Origin of the sequence: Microbacterium sp. STF-2, from assembly GCF_034650155.1 — a bacterium.
In the GTDB taxonomy this organism is placed as follows: domain Bacteria; phylum Actinomycetota; class Actinomycetes; order Actinomycetales; family Microbacteriaceae; genus Microbacterium; species Microbacterium maritypicum_A.
Genome location: NZ_JARKMW010000001.1, coordinates 312,827 through 331,132 on the forward strand (window position 1 = coordinate 312,827; position 18,306 = coordinate 331,132).

Here is an 18,306-nt window from a genome sequence, read left to right on the forward strand (position 1 = left end):
GCCCGTCTGTCAGGCGGAACCTGTAGAATCGGATTGTTGCGATGAGCGCTGACAGCGCTGAAGCATCGTCAACAGTTTAGGCGCGATGGAAGCGCCGGTGATGAGGGCCCACCAACGGCACCCGCTCCCGCAGACTCGACGGGGATCAGGTGTGTCGGGGCGGATGACACCGTTTGGGACCTGTGAGGAGAGTGTTGGATGTCGGATGTGCTGATCGACCGCCCGGAGCTTGACGGTCTGGGGGTGTACGAATTCGGCTGGCACGATGAGGATGCTGCGGGTGCCATCGCGAAACGCGGCATCTCCGAAGACGTCGTCCGTGGGATCTCGAGCCTCAAGAATGAGCCCGAATGGATGCTGAAGACCCGTCTCAAGGGGTACCAGCTCTTCGGGCGCAAGCCGATGCCGACCTGGGGTGCAGACCTCAGCGAGATCGACTTCGACAACATCAAGTACTTCGTCCGCTCCACCGAGAAGCAGGCGCAGACGTGGGAAGACCTTCCCGCCGAGATCCGCGAGACCTATGAGCGCCTCGGCATCCCCGAGGCCGAGCGTCAGCGCCTCGTGGCCGGCGTCGCGGCTCAGTACGAGTCCGAGGTCGTCTACCACCAGATCCGCGAAGACCTCGAAGCCCAGGGCGTCATCTTCATGGACACCGACACGGCACTGCGCGAGCACCCCGAGTTCTTCGAGGAGTACTTCGGCACCGTCATCCCCGCAGGCGACAACAAGTTCGCTGCGCTGAACACCGCCGTGTGGTCTGGCGGTTCGTTCGTGTACGTCCCGAAGGGCGTGCACGTCGAGATCCCGCTGCAGGCCTACTTCCGCATCAACACCGAGAACATGGGGCAGTTCGAGCGGACGCTCATCATCGCCGACGAGGACAGCTATGTCCACTACATCGAGGGCTGCACGGCTCCGATCTACAAGTCGGACTCCCTGCACTCGGCCGTCGTCGAGATCATCGTGAAGAAGAACGCCCGCGTTCGGTACACGACGATCCAGAACTGGTCGAACAACGTCTACAACCTGGTCACCAAGCGCGCCGTGGCGTACGAGGGCGCGACCATGGAGTGGGTCGACGGCAACATCGGCTCCAAGGTCACGATGAAGTACCCGTCGATCTATCTGATGGGCGAGCACGCCAAGGGCGAGACCCTGTCCGTCGCCTTCGCCGGTCCCGGTCAGCACCAGGATGCCGGCGCCAAGATGATCCACATGGCGCCCTACACGCAGTCGTCGATCGTCTCGAAGTCGATCGCTCGTGGTGGCGGACGTGCCGGATACCGCGGCGAGGTGCGCGTCGACGCGGCGGCGCACCACTCCGCCAACACGGTGCGCTGCGACGCTCTGCTCGTGGACACCAAGTCCCGCTCCGACACCTACCCGGCCATCGACATCCGTGTCGACGACGTGCAGCTCGGCCATGAGGCCACGGTCTCGAAGGTGAGCGAGGAGCAGCTGTTCTACCTGCAGTCCCGCGGCATGCCCGAGGACGAGGCAATGGCGATGATCGTGCGCGGCTTCATCGAGCCGATCGCACGGGAGCTTCCCATGGAGTACGCGATGGAACTGAACAAGCTCATCGAGATGGGCATGGAAGGATCGGTCGGCTAGTGACGGCCTCGACGACAGCGCCCGCCGAGGCGCAGAACACCGACGCGCCCGCGAGCGCGCACATCGATCCGGCGGCACAGGTCGCCGCCGCGGGATTCGTCCCCGTGCAGACCCGCTCGGAGCGCCCGCACTCCTTCGACCCCGCTGATTTCGGCGCCCCGACCGGGCGCGAGGTCAACTGGAAGCACACGCCGGTCGCGAATTTCGGCGGACTCTTCACCGACGAGCAGGGAGACGAGGACGCGGTGACCTATGGTCTCGGCGCGGCCGAAGCGTTCCTCGAGCCGTCTGCGGACGAGAAGGGCCCGTACGGCGAGTTCTTCCGCCCCGAGGATCTGCCGAGCGCCCTCGCGTGGAAGCACAGCCCCCGCGGTCTGCACATCCAGATCCCTGCCGAGGCCGAACTCGACGAGCCGATCATCGTCCCGGTCGAGGGGAAGGGTGCAGACAAGCGCGCTTTCGGGCAGATCCTCATCGAAGCCCTCCCGCATTCGCGCGGCACCATCGTGCTCGCGCACTCCGGTTCCGCGCAGTATGCGCAGAACGTCGAGATCATCGTGCGCGACGGAGCCAAGCTCACCGTCGTCAGTCTCCAGCGCTGGGAAGACGACGCGGTTCACGCGTCCGCTCACCAGGCGACGGTCGGAGCAGACGCGACTCTCCGGCATTTCGTGATCAGCTTCGGCGGCGGAGTGGTCCGCGTCAACCCGAGCGTTGAGCTGACGGGCGCCGGGTCCGAGGGGTACCTGTACGGGCTCTCGTACGCGGATGCCGGGCAGCACCTCGAGAGTCAGGTCTACCTGCACCACAAGGGACCCCACACCAAGGGCGATGTCCTCTACAAGGGCGCGCTGCAGGGTGAGGGCGCGCACAGCGTGTGGATCGGCGACGTGTTGATCGGCGCCGACGCGACCGGAACCGACTCCTACGAGGCGAACCGCAACCTGGTGCTGACGGAGGGTGCGCGTGCCGACTCCATCCCGAACCTCGAGATCGAGACCGGTGACATCCTCGGCGCCGGACACGCGAGTGCCACCGGTCGGTTCGACGACGAGCAGCTGTTCTACCTGCAGGCTCGCGGCATCACCGAGGAGGAGGCGCGACGTCTGGTCGTGCTCGGGTTCCTCACCGACATCGTGCAGCGCCTCGGCATCCCTACCCTCGAGACCGAACTGCTGGCAGCGATCGAGACGGAGCTCGCCGAGGTGAGCGCATGACCGCCGAGCGCGTCTGCGGCGTCGCCGACCTCGAACAGGACATGCCGCTGCGCGTGGACCCGGGCGGCGTCCCCATCACGGTGATCAAAGACGGCGAGGGCGTCATCCACGCCATCGGCGACACCTGCACCCACGGCGACATCTCGTTGTCCGAGGGCTTCGTCGAGGGTGACACCGTGGAGTGCTGGGCCCATGGCTCCGCCTTCTCGCTGCTCACCGGCAAGCCCCAGAATCTCCCCGCATATGAGCCCGTCCCCGTCTACGTCGTCCAGATCGACGGCGACGACGTGCTCATCGATCCGACTGTGATTAAGGAAGTCTGAAGAATGTCTGTTCTCGAGATCCGCGACCTGCATGTGACGGTCGAGACCGATGCGGGGACCACCCCGATCCTCAACGGAATCAACCTCACTATGAACACGGGTGAGACCCACGCCATCATGGGCCCCAACGGCTCTGGCAAGTCGACGCTGGCCTACACGATCGCCGGGCACCCCAAGTACACGGTGACCTCCGGTTCGATCACGTTCGACGGCCAGGATGTCCTGGAGATGAGCGTCGACGAGCGGGCCCGCGCCGGCCTCTTCCTCGCGATGCAGTACCCGGTCGAGATCCCCGGCGTCACGGTGACGAACTTCCTGCGCACGGCCAAGACGGCACTCGACGGCGAAGCGCCGGCGATCCGCGGCTGGACCAAGGACGTCAAGGCGGCCATGTCGAACCTGCGCATGGACCCGAAGTTCGCGCAGCGCAACGTCAACGAGGGCTTCTCCGGTGGCGAGAAGAAGCGTCACGAGATCCTGCAGCTCGAGGTGCTGAAGCCGAAGTTCGCGATCCTCGACGAGACCGACTCCGGCCTCGACGTCGACGCGCTCAAGATCGTCTCCGAGGGCGTCAACCGTGCGAAGGAGTCCACCGGGCTCGGCGTGCTGCTGATCACGCACTACACCCGTATCCTCCGCTACATCCGGCCCGACTTCGTCCACGTGGTGGTCGCGGGCAAGATCGTCGAAGAGGGGGGCCCCGAGCTCGCGGACCGGCTGGAGAACGAGGGATACGACCGTTTCCTCGACCCTGCAGCCCCCATCGAGGCGTAGGCTGATCGCATGACAGCGACCCTCACGGACGAGAAGTACGACGCGGTCACTGAGGCTCTCAAAGACGTCATGGACCCCGAGCTCGGGATCAACGTCGTCGACCTCGGCCTCATCTACGACCTCGCCTGGGATGACGAGAACGATGCTCTCGTCATCCACATGACGCTGACCAGCGCCGGCTGCCCGCTCACGGACGTCCTCGAGGACCAGACCGCCCAGGCTCTGGACAGCGTCGTCGATCGCTTCCGGATCAACTGGGTCTGGATGCCGCCGTGGGGTCCGGAGCGGATCACGGATGACGGACGCGATATGATGCGCGCCCTCGGCTTCGCTATCTGACCCCGCAGGAGCATTGCCGGAAGGCATCATCGGCGCGCGTCGGATCGGATGGCACCGCGACGGCGCGTGTCGGAACCTCGGGAGAACCAATGCTTCAGGTGAAGGCCCTGCCTCTTGCGGAACTCCGCGAGCGCAGCAGCGAGAAGTGGCGGGAGTACCCCGCCGACGTCTTGCCGCTGTTCGTCGCGGAGACCGATTTCCCGTTGGCTCCGGCCATCTCGACGGCGTTGCAGCGTGCCGTGGAGATCGGTGACACAGGGTATGTCGCCTCGCGCACGCCGCTCGCGGAGTCGTTCGCGGCCTTCGCGAACCGACGCTACGGGTGGGACCCTGACCCGGCCCGGATGCGCAGCACGGCTGACGTGAGCATGGGGATCGTGGAGATCCTGCGTCGCGTGACGCAGCCGGGGGAGCGGATCGTCGTGACGCCGCCCGTGTACCCGCCCTTCTACGATCTGGTCGCCGAGGCCGGTGCAGAGGTCGAACGGGTACCGCTTCGCGATACCGGCACCGGCTGGGAGCTCGACATCGACGGGATCCGCGCGGCGTTCGACGACGGTGCGACGGCGATCCTGCTCTGCAACCCGCACAACCCCACCGGCACGGTGCACGATCGGGACAGTCTCGCAGCGCTCGCGGAGCTGGCCGACGAGTACGGCGTCGCGGTCGTCTCGGACGAGATCCATGCTCCGCTCGCCCAACCGGGCACGGGGTTCACCCCTTTCCTGTCCGTGAGCGACGCCGCGCAGCGGGTGGGCTACGCCGTCGTGAGCGCCAGCAAGGCGTTCAACCTCGCCGGGCTCAAGTGCGCCCTCATGGTCACCGCCGACGACGCGACCAGCGCCGTCGTCCGACGTCTTCCGGTCGAGGTCGAATGGCGAACGGGGCAGTTCGGGCTGCTCGCGGCCGTCGCGGCGTTCTCGGAGGAGAGCGATGAGTGGCTCGACGGTCTGCTGCGCACTCTCGACGAGAACCGCGTGCTGCTCGAGGATCTTCTCGCCGCCCGTCTTCCCGGCGCGCGCTACCGCATCCCCGATGCGGGCTACCTCGCCTGGATAGATCTCTCCGCACTGGAGTGGGGCGACAACCCCGCTCGGCGCATCCTCAAGGACGCCAAGGTCGCCCTGCACTTCGGGCCGTCGTTCGGCGCGGAGGGCGCGGGCCACGTGCGACTGAACTTCGGCACCAGCCCCGAGATCCTCACCGAGGCCATCGAGCGCATCGCGTCGCTCGTCGGCCGATGACCGCCGCCGACGCCGCGACGATCTGGGATCGCCAACGGATCTGGGTGACTCTCGGCGCGGTCGCGCTGATCTTCCTCGCGGCGATCGAGGCTCTGGCCGTCACGACGGTGATGCCGATCGTCAGCGGGGCTCTCGATGGTGAGGCCCTGTTCGCCGTGGCCTTCGCGGGAACCCTCGCGACGAGCGTGATCGGCATGGTCGCGACCGGAGCCTGGTCAGATGCCCGCGGCCCCCGCGGTGCCCTCTACGTCGCGGTGACGCTCTTCATCATCGGCCTGCTCCTCTCGGGCTTCGCCGTCACGATGCATCAGTTCCTGGTCGGACGCCTCGTCCAGGGGCTCGGGACGGGAGGGCAGACGGTCGCACTGTACGTCGTGGTCGCACGCTTGTATCCGCCCCATCTGCACGGTCGGATCTTCGCCGCCTTCGCCGCGGCGTGGGTCGTGCCGTCCATGGTCGGTCCGTTTCTGGCGGGCGCCGTCGCCGAGTATCTCGATTGGCGCTGGGCCTTCCTGGGCGTGGCCGTGCTCACCGCTGCGGCGTTCCTGATGATCGCCGTCCGCCTCCGTGGGGTCGACCTCGGGCGTGGCGAGCCGCAGGATCGCCGTACGCTCATCGTCCGCCTGCTGCTCGCGGTCGTCGTCGCGGTCCTCGCCGTCGTCGTCGGCTTCTCCGCCGAGATGACCCCCTCGATCAGATGGCCGGTGGCGCTCGGCGCCGTGCTGGCGATCGGCTTCGCCGTGCTGCCACTCCTGCCGCGGCGTACCTTGCGGGCAGGGCTGGGGCTTCCCAGCGTGGTGCTCATGCGAGGAATAGTGGCGGGAGCCTTCTTCGCTGCGGAGGCCTACATCCCCTATCTGCTGATGAAGAAGTTCGACTTCAGCGCGACCTGGGCGGGCGTCGCCCTCATGCTCGCGGCCCTCGCGTGGGCGGGTGCCTCGGCCCTGCAGGGACGGTTCGGCGAGAGACTCGGGAATCACCGCATCACGACGATCAGCCTGGGGTCACTCCTGGTCGCGATGCTGTGCGTGCTCACCGCCGCCGTGTTCGACGTCTCGGCGGCCGTCGTGGTGGTGGGCTGGGCATTCGCCGGCGGCGGGATGGGACTGCTCTATCCACGCCTCACCGTCCTGACCCTGGCCTACTCGGACGAGACCAATCAGGGGTTCAACTCCTCCGCGTTGTCGATTTCGGACGCGGCCGGATCGGCCGTCGCCATCGCACTCGCCGGTCTCGGTGTCGCGACGCTCGGCGGCGAGGCCGGGGCGTTCAGCGCGGTCTTCGCGTTCTGTATCGCTCTCGTCGCGTTGGCTGTCGTACCCGGGCTCAGGCTCGGGCACGCGGCGGAGGCGCCGGCGCGCTGAGGGCTCCCGCGAGGGCGGTGACCCCGAGGTCGAACACGCCATCGAGTCCGGCGGTGACGTCGAGAGCGCCGGCGTCGGGCAGAGCGCCGTGGCTGTCGGCATGCATGCGCTGTTGGACGAGCGTTGCGTGTCCGAGCACGAAATGCAGGATCGCGGCTCCACGGTCATCCGCATCGGGGGCTCCCTGCGCGCGGAGCGCATCGGTCAGCGCGGTCTGCGCCTGCGACGAGCCGAGTTGGAGCGCATAGGTGCTGAGGACCAGTTCGGCGCCGTCACGGTAGGCGAAGAGTGCGTCGCGGATGCCGCGCGCGGTCGTGAGGACGTCGGTGCTCCCGTGAGGGATCGATGCGGTGATCCGGTCGGCGAGTTCGGCCAGCAGCTCCTGCTTGCTCGCGAAGTGCCAGTAGAGCGCGCTGGGTTGCACGTCGAGCCCGGCGGCGATGCGCCGCATCGAGAGATCGGCGAGTCCCACCTCGTCGAGCAGGGCGAGAGCGCGCCTGGTCACGCTGTCGCGGTCGTGACGTGCCGGATTGTGCTCGGGACTCATGCTCCGATTATAGTGAACGACGTTCAGGTGAACAGTGTTCAGGACCGTGACGGGGAGATCAGATGACGGGGTGCCCTCAGGTCGCCGGGGCTCCGATCACGCTCGAGCGGGTGTCGGTGCAACTCGACGGACGTTCGGTGCTGCATGACATCAGCGTCGAGCTCACGGCTTCCACGATCGCCGTGATCGGGGCGAACGGTTCGGGGAAGTCGACGTTCGCGAGGCTGCTGAACGGACTCGTCACACCCCACAGCGGCACCGTGCGTGTGCACGGACATGACACCGTGCAGGAGCGTGCAGCGGTGCGCCGCCTCGTGGGCTTCGTCTTCACCAATCCGGATGCGCAGATCCTCATGCCGACACCGGCCGAGGATCTCGCGCTGTCGTTGCGCGGTCGCCCGAAGGCGGAAGTGGCCGCGCGCGTCCAGGAGACCCTCGAGACGAACGGACTGGGCGCGCACGCCGAGGTCCCGGCATCGATGCTGTCCGGTGGGCAGAAGCAGATGCTCGCGCTGGCGTCGGTGCTCATCGCGCAACCGCGCGTGATCGTCGCCGACGAGCCGACTACGCTGCTGGATCTACGGAACGCCCGCCGCATCGGCGACCTCCTGCTCGCACAGCAGGCGCAGGTGGTGGTGGTCACGCACGACCTCGACCTCGCTGCCCGCTGCGACGCCGCGCTGCTCTTCGAGGACGGGAGGATCGCCGCCTCCGGTGAGCCGGCGCGCGTGATCGACGCCTACCGGCGGGCGTGCGCATGATCCCGCTCTACCGTCCGGGAACGGGGCTCATCCATCGAGCGCCGGCAGGGTTCAAACTCGCGGCCCTGGCTGTCGGCGCCCTCGTGCTCTCGCTGTATCCGCACGACTCGCTGAGCATCGGCGTCTCGCTCGCGATCGTCGTGGGGCTGTACGGCCTGAGCGGACTACCGTTCCGTGTGCTCGTCACGGAGGCCTGGCGTCTGCGCTGGATCGTCCTCGTCCTCGCCGCGGCGCTGCTCATCTTCGTGTCGCCCGTCGCCGCGTGGATCAGCACAGGGAGGGTCGTGGCGGTGCTCCTCCTGGCGAGCCTGCTGACCCTGACCACTCGGATGTCGGACCTTCTCGCGGTGCTCCATCGTCTCCTCCGTCCGCTTCGCAGCATGGGGGTCGATCCGGAGGCGGTGGCGCTGACGATATCGCTCACCCTCACGACAGTCCCGGTGATCGCCGGGTTCGCCGCACGCGTGCGCGAAGCCGAGCAGGCCCGCGATGTGCGCCTGGGGATCCGCACGGTCGTGCCGCTGCTGGTGCTCGCATTGCGGCACGCGGATGACGTCGGCGAAGCGCTGGCGGCCCGGGGCATCGTCTGACTCAGGCCGGCACGGGCGCGTTGACTGCGACTCGTGCTCGCTGTGTCGGTCGCTGAGAAGCCGACAGCGACGAGAGTCGCAGCGCGGCGCCGATCAGCGCGATCGCGATCAGCGCGGTCGATACCGAGGTGCCGAGCACCAGAAGGAGCACGATCCCGACCAGACCGCTCAAGGTTCCGATGACGATGCGGTGCATCGAGGTCGTCGCCGAGGGCGCGGGCTGCGACTCGAATCGCGTGAAGGCGACGGCGACGAGAGCGGTGAGAGCGAGAGCCGTCGCCAGCCAGAGGGGACGCCCGGCCCACCATCCCGCGCTGTCCAACGCCGGCAGGCTGGCTCCGGCGACGAGTGCGTACACTGCGGTGACACCGGCCATCAGGAGCAGTACCGGCATGTGCCAGAGGTAGATCGTCATGGTGCGCACCGTCACGAAGGCGGTGAACGCGGCGACCCGCGGCCGACGGCTGAACCGTTCGAGACGCTCGCGGTGCAGTGACAGCAGGCTGGTGTGCGCAATTCCGACGAGGAGGAGCGCCGCGGTCGGCGGGTTGATGTTCGCGATGAGGTCGGGGGAGTAGATGCCGAAGGCGAAGGTCGCGACGAGCAGAAGGAGGGCCGTGATCCCGGCGGTGGCGCGTACGCGCCTGGCGAGGCGGTCGATGCTGCCGTCGGCCAGGAAGAACCCGAGCTGCTGGAGGGTCATCCACACGAAAGCGAGGTTCAGGAACCCCAGCCCGTCGATGCCGGTGGCTGTGCGCAGCACGTCGACGGTGATCGAGGCGAGCACCAGCGCGCCGATCGTGCCCAGCGGTGCGCGTTCATGGGCGGAGGCGAGAAGAGGGAGCAGAGCCTGACAGAGCAGGAAGACGCCCAGGAACCACAGCGGCTGCCCGTATCGGAATCCCGCCGTCGCGATGAGGTCGGCGGGAACGCCGAAGACCGTGAGCAGCGCGAGTGCGAGTGCGATGACCGCGATCGTGAAGATCGCCGGACGCAGCAGTCGATGCACACGGCCGGCGACGAAGCCGATGGCCGTGCCTCCGCGCTGATGCATCCGCCGGTAGGCCAGCAGACCCGAGAACCCTCCGATGACGAAGAACAGGGGCATCACCTGGAGGAACCAGCTGAGCGGCGCGATCCATCCGGTCCCGTCGCTGGCATTGGCGAAGACCGGTCCGGAATCGGTCACGGTGACGCCGACCATGATGGCGTGCAGGAGCACGACCCCGAGGACGCAGAGGGCCCGGAGGAAGTCGATCCCGGTGTCGCGGGATGCGCGTGGGGGAGCCGTGGTGCTGACGGCGCGCGGTGCCTGGACGATGGCCATGAGTCCTCCTCGGAAGCGATGTTCCAGGAGACTATGGAGGTGGTGCCGGCGAGGGCATCACCCGTGGGTGCCGTCACGACCCCCTACGACGGGGTGAGTCAGGACGACGGTTCGACGAGTCCGGTGTCGTACGCGAGGATCACGGCGTGCACGCGGTCTCGCAGGCTCAGTTTGGCGAGCACCTTGCCGACATGCGTCTTGACGGTCTGCTCTGCGATGAAGAGATCGGCGGCGATCTCGGTGTTGGAACGACCTCGACCGATGAGCACGAGCACCTCGCGCTCGCGATCCGTGAGCTCGGCGAGAGCCGTCGCCGAGCGCGGTGCGCGGGGGCGGCGGCCGGCGAACTGCTCGATCATGCGGCGCGTCACGCTGGGCGCGAGCAGCGCATCGCCGTCCGCGACGACCCGAACCGCGTGCACGAGCTCCTCCGGTAGAGCATCCTTCAGCAGGAAGCCGCTGGCGCCGGCCTCGAGCGCGTCGTACACGTAGTCGTCGATGTCGAATGTGGTGAGCATCAGGATTCGAGGTACGTGCGCGGCCGGATAGGAGGGGCCGAGGATGCGCCTCGTGGCCTCGATCCCGTCGAGCTCCGGCATGCGCACATCCATGAGGATCACATCGGGATCGAGACGCGCGGCGAGGGTGACCGCTTCCGCACCGTTCGCCGCCTGCCCGGTGACACGGATGCCGTCATGGGCGTCGAGGAGCGCGGCGAACCCCGCTCGAACCATGGCCTGGTCGTCGGCGATGAGGACGCTGATGGTCACAGGCTCTCCTTGTCAGGGGAAGGGGATGAAGGCGTGCCGGCCGGGGCGGCGTCGAGGGGGAGGACGGCGTCGACATCCCATCCTCCGTCGGACGCGGGGCCGGCGGAGAGACTGCCGCCGAGGATCTCGGCGCGCTCCCGCATGCCCCGGAGCCCGTAGCCGGTGCCGTGACTCTCGGCGCGGTGCGGCGGTGCGTCGTTGTGCACCTGGATGTGGATGCTGCGCGCCTCTGCGCGCACGCGCACGGCGATGCGCGCACCGGGTGCGTGTCGCACGGCGTTGCTCAGTGCCTCCTGCACGATGCGGAAGGCGGCGATCTGGACAGCAGGTGTGGCGGAGGCGGTTTCGGTTCCCTCGAGGACGAGTCCGACGTCGACACCGGCGCGGCGGATGCTGTCGACCAGGGCGGGGATGTCGTCGACACCTTGCTGCGGGGCCAGTTCGGCGCTCTGGTCTTCGGTGCGGAGCACCCCGAGCATGCGTCGCATCTCCGTGAGCGAGGTCCGGGCGGTGGCGGCGATGTCGTCGAACTCCGTGATGGCGGCGGTGCCGAGCTCGGGAATCCGATACTTGGCCGTCGAGGCCTGCACCTGGATCACCGACATGCTGTGGGCGACGACGTCGTGCAGCTCCCTGGCGATCCGTGTGCGCTCTTCGACGAGCGCGCGCCTGGCCTCCTCGAGCGCGCTGTGCTCCTTCTCGCGCGTCAGCTCGGCGGCGACGCGGACGCGCCCGGCTATCAGCGCTGCGATGAGGAACATCGCGGAAGCGACTGCAGTCGTGACGATCAGGTCGGCGGTCGCACTGGCGGATGACGCCGGGAGGGCGACCATGTCGGGCCGGAGCACGGGGGCGAGAAGCGAGGCGATCGCCCCGAGGATCAGGGCGAAGGCACCGATCCTCGTCCCATGGAGGAAAGTGACGACGCCGACGAAGAGGACGAAGACGAGGAGTGCCGGAACGGACCACGGCCAGGGAGACTGGATCGCCAGCTCCGGCACGACCGTGAGCGGCAGGGTGAACGCACTCGCCGTGAACAGGATGAGAGCCCAGCGAGGACGTGAGATCGCGAGGAGCGGCGAAGCGCACAGCACAGCTCCGAGGATGAACGACAGCGGCAGCGGTGTGCCGTACAGGAGGGTCTGCAGCGGGACGAGCACCGCGTACAGCGCCACGACCGCCGCACCCAGCGCCACGAGGGCGGAGGTGCGGCGGTTGATCCGTTGGTGGAGCGGTGTGCGCTCCCGGCGTCGTGCCATGACTGTCATCCTGCCAGCTGGGGCGCCGGCGCACGGCGGCGACGGGCCGCGGCGATCCGGTCGATCACGAACCCGATGACGAGGGCGATGACGATGCCGAGCCCAGCGCTGAGCAGGGGCTGGTCTTTGATCCAGGCGCCGGCGAGCAGACCGATCGCGAGGCTGAACACGCTCCAGCTGACCCCGGCGATGAGGCTCAAGGGGAGGAAGCGCCGCCAGGGGAAGTGGAGAGCGCCCGCGCTCATGTTGACGGCGACCCGACCGACCGGGATGTAGCGGGCACCGAGGATGAGCGTCGCGCTCCGACGGTCGAGTGCGCGCTGGGCGTGAGCGAATGCCGCCGCCACCCGGGGGCGTCGCATCCACGCGAACCTCGTCGTGCCCACCGCTCGCCCGATGACGAAGGCGACGTTGTCTCCGATCGCCGCACCGATCGCGGCGACGAGCCCGAGGAGCACCAGGTTTCCCTCGCCGGTGGAGGCGGCGACCGCCGCCGCGGCGACGAGCACGGTCTCGCTGGGAACCGGGGGGAAGAAGCCGTCGATGACGGTGACGGCGAACAGGACCAGATACAGCCAGGGCGAGGCGATCGCCTGCATGATGAGCTCGTTGAGGATGTCCACTCCCGTACGTTATGCAGCGGATCCCGAGCCGGGCATCCCTCTCGGGTATCGGGACCCTCACCCTTCGGAGTGATCTTGCTGAGCGCGACTCCCGGCGACGCCGCTTATACTGGGAGGCTGGCCGATCGGCCGACAACCTCCCCGAAAGAACGGACGTCCGCTGTGCTTGCCGTGCACGACCTCGAGATCCGCGTTGGCGCGCGCCTGCTGATGGAGAACGTCTCGTTCCGCGTCGCCGACGGAGACAAGATCGGACTCGTCGGCCGCAACGGGGCCGGGAAGACCACGCTCACCAAGGTGCTCGCCGGTGACGTGCTCCCGTCGGGCGGAAGCGTCACCCGCTCCGGGGAACTCGGCTACCTGCCGCAGGACCCTCGTTCGGGCAATCCCGAAGACCTCGCGCGTACGCGCATCCTCGATGCCCGCGGGCTCGGTCAGCTCAACCTCGGCATGACCGAGGCGGCCCTCGCCATGGGTTCCGACGACCCCGCGGTGGCCGACAAGGCCATGAAGCGCTACGCCCGACTCACCGAGCAGTTCGAGGCGCAGGGCGGCTACGCGGCCGAAGCCGAAGCCGCGTCCATCGCCAACAACCTGTCGCTTCCCGACCGTATCCTCGACCAGCCGTTGTCGACGCTGTCCGGCGGTCAACGCCGTCGGATCGAACTCGCGCGCATCCTCTTCTCCGACGCGCAGACGATGATCCTCGACGAGCCGACCAACCACCTCGACGCCGACAGTGTCGTGTGGTTGCGCGAGTTCCTCAAGGGCTACAAGGGCGGGCTGATCGTGATCAGTCACGATGTGGAGCTCGTCGGCGAGACCGTCAACCGGGTGTTCTACCTCGACGCGAACCGCCAGATCATCGACACGTACAACATGAACTGGAAGAACTACCTGCGTCAGCGGGTGGCTGATGAGGAGCGCCGCAAGAAGGAACGCGCGAACGCCGAGAAGAAGGCGACGACCCTGCAGCTGCAGGCCGCCCGCTTCGGTGCGAAGGCTTCGAAGGCCGCTGCTGCGCACCAGATGATCGCGCGCGCCGAGAAGCTGCTTGCCGGCCTGGACGAGGTGCGTCAGGAGGACCGGGTGGCGAAGCTGCGCTTCCCGAAGCCCGCCCCTTGCGGTAAGACGCCGATGATGGCCTCCGGCCTCTCGAAGTCGTACGGCTCGCTCGAGATCTTCACCGACGTCGACCTGGCGATCGATCGCGGTTCGAAGGTCGTCGTGCTCGGACTCAACGGTGCAGGAAAGACCACCCTGCTGCGGATGCTCGCCGGAGTCGACCAGCCCGATACGGGACAGCTCGAGCCGGGGCACGGCCTCAAGGTCGGCTACTACGCGCAGGAGCACGAGAACCTCGACGTGAATCGCTCGGTGCTCGAGAACATGGTCTCGGCCGCTCCGCACATCACGGAGACCGAAGCGCGCAAGGTGCTCGGGTCGTTCCTGTTCACGGGTGACGACGTGCTCAAGCCCGCCGGCGTCCTCTCCGGTGGTGAGAAGACCCGTCTGTCGCTCGCGACGCTGGTCGTGTCGTCGGCGAACCTGCTGCTGCTCGATGAGCCGACCAACAACCTCGATCCTGCCTCGCGCGAGGAGATCCTCGGTGCGCTCGCGCACTACGAGGGCGCAGTCGTGCTCGTCTCGCACGACCCCGGTGCCGTGCAGTCACTCAACCCCGAGCGTGTGCTGATCCTGCCGGACGGGGTCGAGGACATCTGGAGCCAGGAGTACCAGGACCTCATCGAGCTCGCCTAGGGGGTCGGTTCCGTGTCGGCGGCCCGGGATATCGTGACGGACATGGGGCTGGGTCACATCCGCGCGATCTGCTGGGACTGGAACGGCACGCTGCTCGACGATGCCGAGATCTGCCGTCAGGTCATGAACGCCGTGCTCGAGGAGCACGCGCTCGAACCGCTCGCCGACGAGCACGCGTACCGCTCCGTCTTCCGCTTCCCGATCCGGGACTTCTACCGCTCGGTCGGACTCGGGGACGACCGATTCGTGTCGGCCGCAACCACGTATCTCGACCTGCTCGCCCAGCGCGTCGGCGAGGCGACGCTCCACTCCGACGTGCGGGCCACGCTCGCGGTGCTCCGTGAGCGAGGGATCCGCCAGGTCCTCGCTTCGGCGACTCTTCCGGATGCCCTCGCTCGGCAGATGGCCCCGCACGACCTGGGCGAGGCGTTCGAAGCGGTGCTGTCGATCGACGATCCCTTCCGCGCCTCCAAGCACGATGTGATCTCGCGATGGCTGGCGACATCCGGGATGACTGCGCATGATGTGCTCGTCGTCGGCGACACCAATCACGATCGAGAGATCGCGGACGATCTCGGCGCGGAGTTCGTCCATTTCGACGGCGGGCACCAGAAGTGGGCGGGAGACACCCGCCGGGTCTCGACGCTCGGCGAGCTGATCGACCTCCTGGGGCCGCTCCCGGTGGGTTCCGCCTCCGCCGAACTCGCCTGACCACTCGGCCCTGCCCGGGGCGGACCCATGGCATAGTCGAGAGCATGCCGTTCGCGCATCCCCCGTCCTCGTCAGACATCAGCGACTGGTTGCGTGCGCAGCCTTCCCTCACCGGGGTCGCGCCGCCGCTCGATCTCGCAGCGCTTCCCGAAGATCCCGTGCCGTTCTTCGTCGATTGGATCGGAGAGGCCGCCGAGAGCGGGGTCGCGGAACCGCACGCGGCGACCCTGGCGACGGTCGACGATGACGGCGTGCCGGATGCGAGGACACTGATCCTCAAGGGCGTCGACGCGCGAGGATGGGCGTTCGCCGGGACGCGCTCGTCCCGCAAGGGCGAGCAGATCGCCGCACGCCCTGCCGCGGCGTTGAACTTCTGGTGGCAGCCGCTCCGACGGGCCGTGCGGGTTCGGGGAATGATCCAGGAAGCGTCCGAGGCGGAGAGCGCCGCAGATCTCGCCGCGCGGTCGGCTGACGCTCGTCGCGGTGTCGCGCCGGGGGAATGGGTGCTCTGGAGGATCGTCCCGGCGCGCGTCGAGTTCTGGCAGGGATCGGCGGACCGGAACCACAGCCGGATCGTCTTTCAGCGCGCGGAGGGCGGCTGGAGCCGCAGCGTGACGGGTGAGGCCGCCGGTGTGGCGAGATATAGAGTCGCAGGGGAGCGGACATGAGCGGTTATCAGGTGCTCGAGATCGGGTCGCTCGACGAGTGGCGCACCCACCATGGTGGCTTCGATGCCGCACGATCGCGCGACGGGCGTCGCGTCGTCGACCATGAGCTGACGATGCAGTACATCGGGATGACCGCGAACGCGTTGGAGCCGGGCGAAGAGGCCGGCTACTGGCACGTGCACCGGAAGATCGAAGAGGTCTACGTGTTCCTCGGAGGGCGAGGGCAGATGGGGCTGGACGACGATGTGGTGGAGGTCGGCCCCGGTACCGTGATCCGCGTCGGTCAGGGCGTCGCTCGCACGTGGCGGGCGCGACCGGACAGTCCGGGCGAACTGCGCTGGCTCTGTCTCCGCGCCGGCGGCGAGGAACTGCCGCACCTTCCGGATGACAGCTCGCGGCTACCGGAGCGCCCGATGCCATGGTCGGACCGAGCGAGCACCGGCTGAAGAGTCACCGCACGTCGAGCAGTTCGTCCTCGACGTCGGCGTCGTGGTCCTTGCGGCGCGACTTCTTGACGGGGGCTTGGACTCCCTCGACCTCCTCGCGGTGCTTCACGATCTCCGTCCGGATGATGTATCCGATGAAGATGAAGCCCATCAGCGCGAAGAGAATCCACTGGATGGCATAGGACAGGTGCGGACCCGGATCGTCGGTGGGGGAGTCGAATCCCCCCAGCGTCCCTGCGCCGGCCGGGTCCTCGCTGATCATCCGTCCGTAGGCTCCGGTGATCACGTCACCGTCGACGAGATCGGCGATGGTCGGCAGATTGATGGTCGGCACCTGACCTTCGGGCGCGCCACGGCCCGACGCCGGAACCTGCTCACCCGGGCGAAGACGCACGGTGACCTCGGCTTCGCCCTCCGGCGGCGCTGGCACCGAATCCGGCGCGTCCCCGTCACCCGGCGGCACCCAGCCGCGATCGACGATGAAGATGCGACCATCGACGTCGCGGAACGGCACGAGCACCTCGAAGGCGCTCGTCCCGCCGTGCGGGCGGTTGCGCACCAGGAGCTGCTGGTCGGCGAGGTATTCGCCCTGCAGGATCACCGGTCGCCACTCGTCGGAGGGATCGAGGGCACCGTCTTCCCCGATGAGGTCGGAGAGGGGAACAGGCTTCGCGTCGTAGTTCTCTTCAACGAGCTCGATCTGCGCGGCTCTGGTCTCGTTGCGCTCGAACTGCCAGTTCGACAGGAAGACGCACGCGACCGCGAAACCGATCGCGATGAGCACGTAGACGGCCCATCGGGTCAGACGTCCGCTCATGCGGGGATCCCATCCCGAACACTGACAGGGAAGTCACGTGCTGCCAGATAGTCCCGGAGGTAGGCGACGTGCTCATCGCACGCCAACCAGATCTTCTCCCGATCGGCGGCATGGATGCGGGGGTTGCGCCATACGACCTGTCTGGTCGCCGCGCTCCGGCAGCCGGCACGCGAGCATTCGAGGTCTGTCATCGGTCCTTCGGGCCTTCGTGGATCGTGAACACCGGTGGTGTCGCGGGCTGGCTCTCGATCGGTGCGGGCGCCGGGGCGGACAGCTCCTGAACCGGCGACTCGGCACCGGTCTCGGTGCTGTCGCTGCCCGCGTTGGCGAAGACCACGGCGATGTACGGCAGCACGGCGGCGGAGATCCCGAAAACCCAGGTGTACCAACCGTACGGCTGGACCAGCACCATCAGAGCGAAGCACGCGATGCGGATGGACATCGTCAGGACATAACGGCGCACACGATGGTCTGCCTCATCCCGCGGAGACTGCGGCAGTGAGGTGACGGCCGGGACTTGACGCGCGTTCTTCACGATGTCTCAAGCCTACGCCGGTACGAGCCTCCCGGCGTGCCGTTGCTCCCGCTCAGGTCGAGAAGAGGAAAGGCAGGCTGAATGCGCCGACGAACAGGAAGCTGATGATGGTGCCCACGAGCGTGATGGCACTGAGCGCGATCACCGCGTACCCGAGGATCAGGCCGGCGATGGCGAGGCCGCGCCCGCCGATCCCGGGGTCGCGCTTGATCTGTCCGAGCGCCATGTGACCGGTGATGACCGCCGCGATCGACGCGAGGACCGGGATGAGGGCCCAGAACAGGACGACCCCGGCGATTCCGCAGATCAGCGCTGCGACGGCGAGTCCACTCGTGGGACGCGGCGCGACGGCGGGGTAGGTCGGTGCAGCGTACGGGGCGTATGCCGCTTGTGCGGGCGGGAGTCCGCCGGGGGGTGCATAGGTGGGCGGGGCACCGGGATAGCTCTGCGTCGGCTGCGGCGGGGGCTGCATCGGGTACGCGGGAAGCGCAGCGGCGGACGCAGGGGCTGCGGGAATCCGGACCGGGAGCGGTGGCGGCGTGAATGGCGGCTCGGCACCGGGAGACGGGATGTGGTTTTCGCTCACGAGGAAGCCTTTCGTCTCGAACAGAGT

General features: G+C 67.9%; 22 protein-coding genes. 13 read left to right on the forward strand and 9 right to left on the reverse strand.

Annotated elements, in window-relative coordinates:
- Nucleotides 1-198: 198 nt before the first annotated feature.
- The 7 genes from sufB to MicroSTF_RS01530 all read left to right on the forward strand — a co-directional run bounded on the left by sufB (nucleotide 199) and on the right by MicroSTF_RS01530 (nucleotide 6,878).
- The gene (gene sufB, locus MicroSTF_RS01500) at nucleotides 199-1,617 is read left to right on the forward strand and encodes a Fe-S cluster assembly protein SufB (protein ID WP_021200759.1); all 1,419 of its coding nucleotides are present in this window, start codon (nucleotides 199-201) and stop codon (nucleotides 1,615-1,617) included.
- Nucleotides 1,617-2,834 (forward strand): Fe-S cluster assembly protein SufD, encoded by a 1,218-nt coding sequence (sufD, locus tag MicroSTF_RS01505; RefSeq protein WP_322953082.1) that lies wholly within the window; start codon nucleotides 1,617-1,619, stop codon nucleotides 2,832-2,834. Before sufB ends, sufD begins: the two co-directional genes overlap by 1 nt.
- Nucleotides 2,831-3,157 (forward strand): non-heme iron oxygenase ferredoxin subunit, encoded by a 327-nt coding sequence (locus MicroSTF_RS01510; protein ID WP_017830403.1) that lies wholly within the window; start codon nucleotides 2,831-2,833, stop codon nucleotides 3,155-3,157. The genes sufD and MicroSTF_RS01510 overlap by 4 nt, the downstream gene beginning before the upstream one ends.
- Before the next feature lie 3 nt (nucleotides 3,158-3,160).
- Complete coding sequence (sufC, locus tag MicroSTF_RS01515; protein ID WP_021200757.1) at nucleotides 3,161-3,931, forward strand: Fe-S cluster assembly ATPase SufC; 771 nt, start codon at nucleotides 3,161-3,163, stop codon at nucleotides 3,929-3,931.
- A gap of 9 nt (nucleotides 3,932-3,940) precedes the next feature.
- Nucleotides 3,941-4,270 carry a metal-sulfur cluster assembly factor gene (locus tag MicroSTF_RS01520; RefSeq protein WP_021200756.1) on the forward strand — a complete coding sequence of 110 codons (330 nt, stop codon included), beginning with the start codon at nucleotides 3,941-3,943 and terminating at the stop codon, nucleotides 4,268-4,270.
- Between the two features lie 89 nt (nucleotides 4,271-4,359).
- Nucleotides 4,360-5,514, forward strand: coding sequence for a MalY/PatB family protein (locus MicroSTF_RS01525; protein ID WP_322953094.1), 1,155 nt, complete (start codon nucleotides 4,360-4,362; stop codon nucleotides 5,512-5,514).
- A complete protein-coding gene (locus MicroSTF_RS01530) occupies nucleotides 5,511-6,878 on the forward strand; it encodes an MFS transporter (RefSeq protein WP_322953096.1) in 1,368 nt (455 codons plus the stop codon). The genes MicroSTF_RS01525 and MicroSTF_RS01530 overlap by 4 nt, the downstream gene beginning before the upstream one ends.
- On the opposite strand, the gene MicroSTF_RS01535 is transcribed toward MicroSTF_RS01530, so the two are convergent.
- Nucleotides 6,841-7,425 (reverse strand): TetR family transcriptional regulator, encoded by a 585-nt coding sequence (locus tag MicroSTF_RS01535; RefSeq protein WP_297558424.1) that lies wholly within the window; start codon nucleotides 7,423-7,425, stop codon nucleotides 6,841-6,843. The two genes, MicroSTF_RS01530 and MicroSTF_RS01535, sit on opposite strands and share 38 nt — an antisense overlap.
- A gap of 62 nt (nucleotides 7,426-7,487) precedes the next feature.
- Here MicroSTF_RS01535 and MicroSTF_RS01540 point away from each other — a divergent pair, with 62 nt between their 5' ends.
- Nucleotides 7,488-8,186 (forward strand): energy-coupling factor ABC transporter ATP-binding protein, encoded by a 699-nt coding sequence (locus MicroSTF_RS01540; protein WP_029260243.1) that lies wholly within the window; start codon nucleotides 7,488-7,490, stop codon nucleotides 8,184-8,186.
- Nucleotides 8,183-8,776, forward strand: a complete 594-nt coding sequence (locus tag MicroSTF_RS01545; RefSeq protein ID WP_136024284.1) for a CbiQ family ECF transporter T component — start codon at nucleotides 8,183-8,185, stop codon at nucleotides 8,774-8,776. The genes MicroSTF_RS01540 and MicroSTF_RS01545 overlap by 4 nt, the downstream gene beginning before the upstream one ends.
- A 1-nt stretch (nucleotide 8,777) precedes the next feature.
- On the opposite strand, the gene MicroSTF_RS01550 is transcribed toward MicroSTF_RS01545, so the two are convergent.
- From MicroSTF_RS01550 to MicroSTF_RS01565, 4 genes are all read right to left on the reverse strand, one after another.
- Complete coding sequence (locus MicroSTF_RS01550; RefSeq protein ID WP_322953102.1) at nucleotides 8,778-10,103, reverse strand: acyltransferase; 1,326 nt, start codon at nucleotides 10,101-10,103, stop codon at nucleotides 8,778-8,780.
- Between the two features lie 98 nt (nucleotides 10,104-10,201).
- Complete coding sequence (locus MicroSTF_RS01555) at nucleotides 10,202-10,873, reverse strand: response regulator (protein WP_021200749.1); 672 nt, start codon at nucleotides 10,871-10,873, stop codon at nucleotides 10,202-10,204.
- Complete coding sequence (locus MicroSTF_RS01560; RefSeq protein ID WP_322953104.1) at nucleotides 10,870-12,132, reverse strand: sensor histidine kinase; 1,263 nt, start codon at nucleotides 12,130-12,132, stop codon at nucleotides 10,870-10,872. The genes MicroSTF_RS01555 and MicroSTF_RS01560 overlap by 4 nt, the downstream gene beginning before the upstream one ends.
- A gap of 5 nt (nucleotides 12,133-12,137) precedes the next feature.
- Nucleotides 12,138-12,755: a DedA family protein gene (locus MicroSTF_RS01565; RefSeq protein ID WP_322953106.1), complete on the reverse strand. Its 618-nt coding sequence runs from the start codon at nucleotides 12,753-12,755 to the stop codon at nucleotides 12,138-12,140.
- Nucleotides 12,756-12,917: 162 nt separating this feature from the next.
- Here MicroSTF_RS01565 and abc-f point away from each other — a divergent pair, with 162 nt between their 5' ends.
- Genes abc-f through MicroSTF_RS01585 form a run of 4 tightly spaced genes read left to right on the forward strand, consistent with a single transcriptional unit; the run spans nucleotide 12,918 to nucleotide 16,341 of the window.
- A complete protein-coding gene (abc-f, locus tag MicroSTF_RS01570; protein WP_029261766.1) occupies nucleotides 12,918-14,516 on the forward strand; it encodes a ribosomal protection-like ABC-F family protein in 1,599 nt (532 codons plus the stop codon).
- A gap of 42 nt (nucleotides 14,517-14,558) precedes the next feature.
- Nucleotides 14,559-15,227, forward strand: a complete 669-nt coding sequence (locus MicroSTF_RS01575) for an HAD family hydrolase (protein WP_322953109.1) — start codon at nucleotides 14,559-14,561, stop codon at nucleotides 15,225-15,227.
- 44 nt (nucleotides 15,228-15,271) lie between these two features.
- Entirely contained in the window at nucleotides 15,272-15,895 is a 624-nt protein-coding gene (locus MicroSTF_RS01580; RefSeq protein ID WP_051671192.1) for a pyridoxine/pyridoxamine 5'-phosphate oxidase, read from the forward strand.
- The gene (locus MicroSTF_RS01585; RefSeq protein ID WP_021200743.1) at nucleotides 15,892-16,341 is read left to right on the forward strand and encodes a cupin domain-containing protein; all 450 of its coding nucleotides are present in this window, start codon (nucleotides 15,892-15,894) and stop codon (nucleotides 16,339-16,341) included. Before MicroSTF_RS01580 ends, MicroSTF_RS01585 begins: the two co-directional genes overlap by 4 nt.
- A gap of 4 nt (nucleotides 16,342-16,345) precedes the next feature.
- On the opposite strand, the gene MicroSTF_RS01590 is transcribed toward MicroSTF_RS01585, so the two are convergent.
- Genes MicroSTF_RS01590 through MicroSTF_RS01605 form a run of 4 tightly spaced genes read right to left on the reverse strand, consistent with a single transcriptional unit; the run spans nucleotide 16,346 to nucleotide 18,279 of the window.
- Entirely contained in the window at nucleotides 16,346-17,158 is an 813-nt protein-coding gene (locus MicroSTF_RS01590; protein ID WP_021200742.1) for an SURF1 family protein, read from the reverse strand.
- Nucleotides 17,155-17,349, reverse strand: coding sequence for a hypothetical protein (locus tag MicroSTF_RS01595; protein ID WP_081859644.1), 195 nt, complete (start codon nucleotides 17,347-17,349; stop codon nucleotides 17,155-17,157). Before MicroSTF_RS01595 ends, MicroSTF_RS01590 begins: the two co-directional genes overlap by 4 nt.
- Nucleotides 17,346-17,693 (reverse strand): DUF3099 domain-containing protein, encoded by a 348-nt coding sequence (locus MicroSTF_RS01600; RefSeq protein ID WP_031207707.1) that lies wholly within the window; start codon nucleotides 17,691-17,693, stop codon nucleotides 17,346-17,348. Before MicroSTF_RS01600 ends, MicroSTF_RS01595 begins: the two co-directional genes overlap by 4 nt.
- A gap of 52 nt (nucleotides 17,694-17,745) precedes the next feature.
- Nucleotides 17,746-18,279, reverse strand: coding sequence for a DUF4190 domain-containing protein (locus MicroSTF_RS01605; RefSeq protein WP_322953115.1), 534 nt, complete (start codon nucleotides 18,277-18,279; stop codon nucleotides 17,746-17,748).
- Between the last annotated feature and the right edge of the window lie 27 nt (nucleotides 18,280-18,306).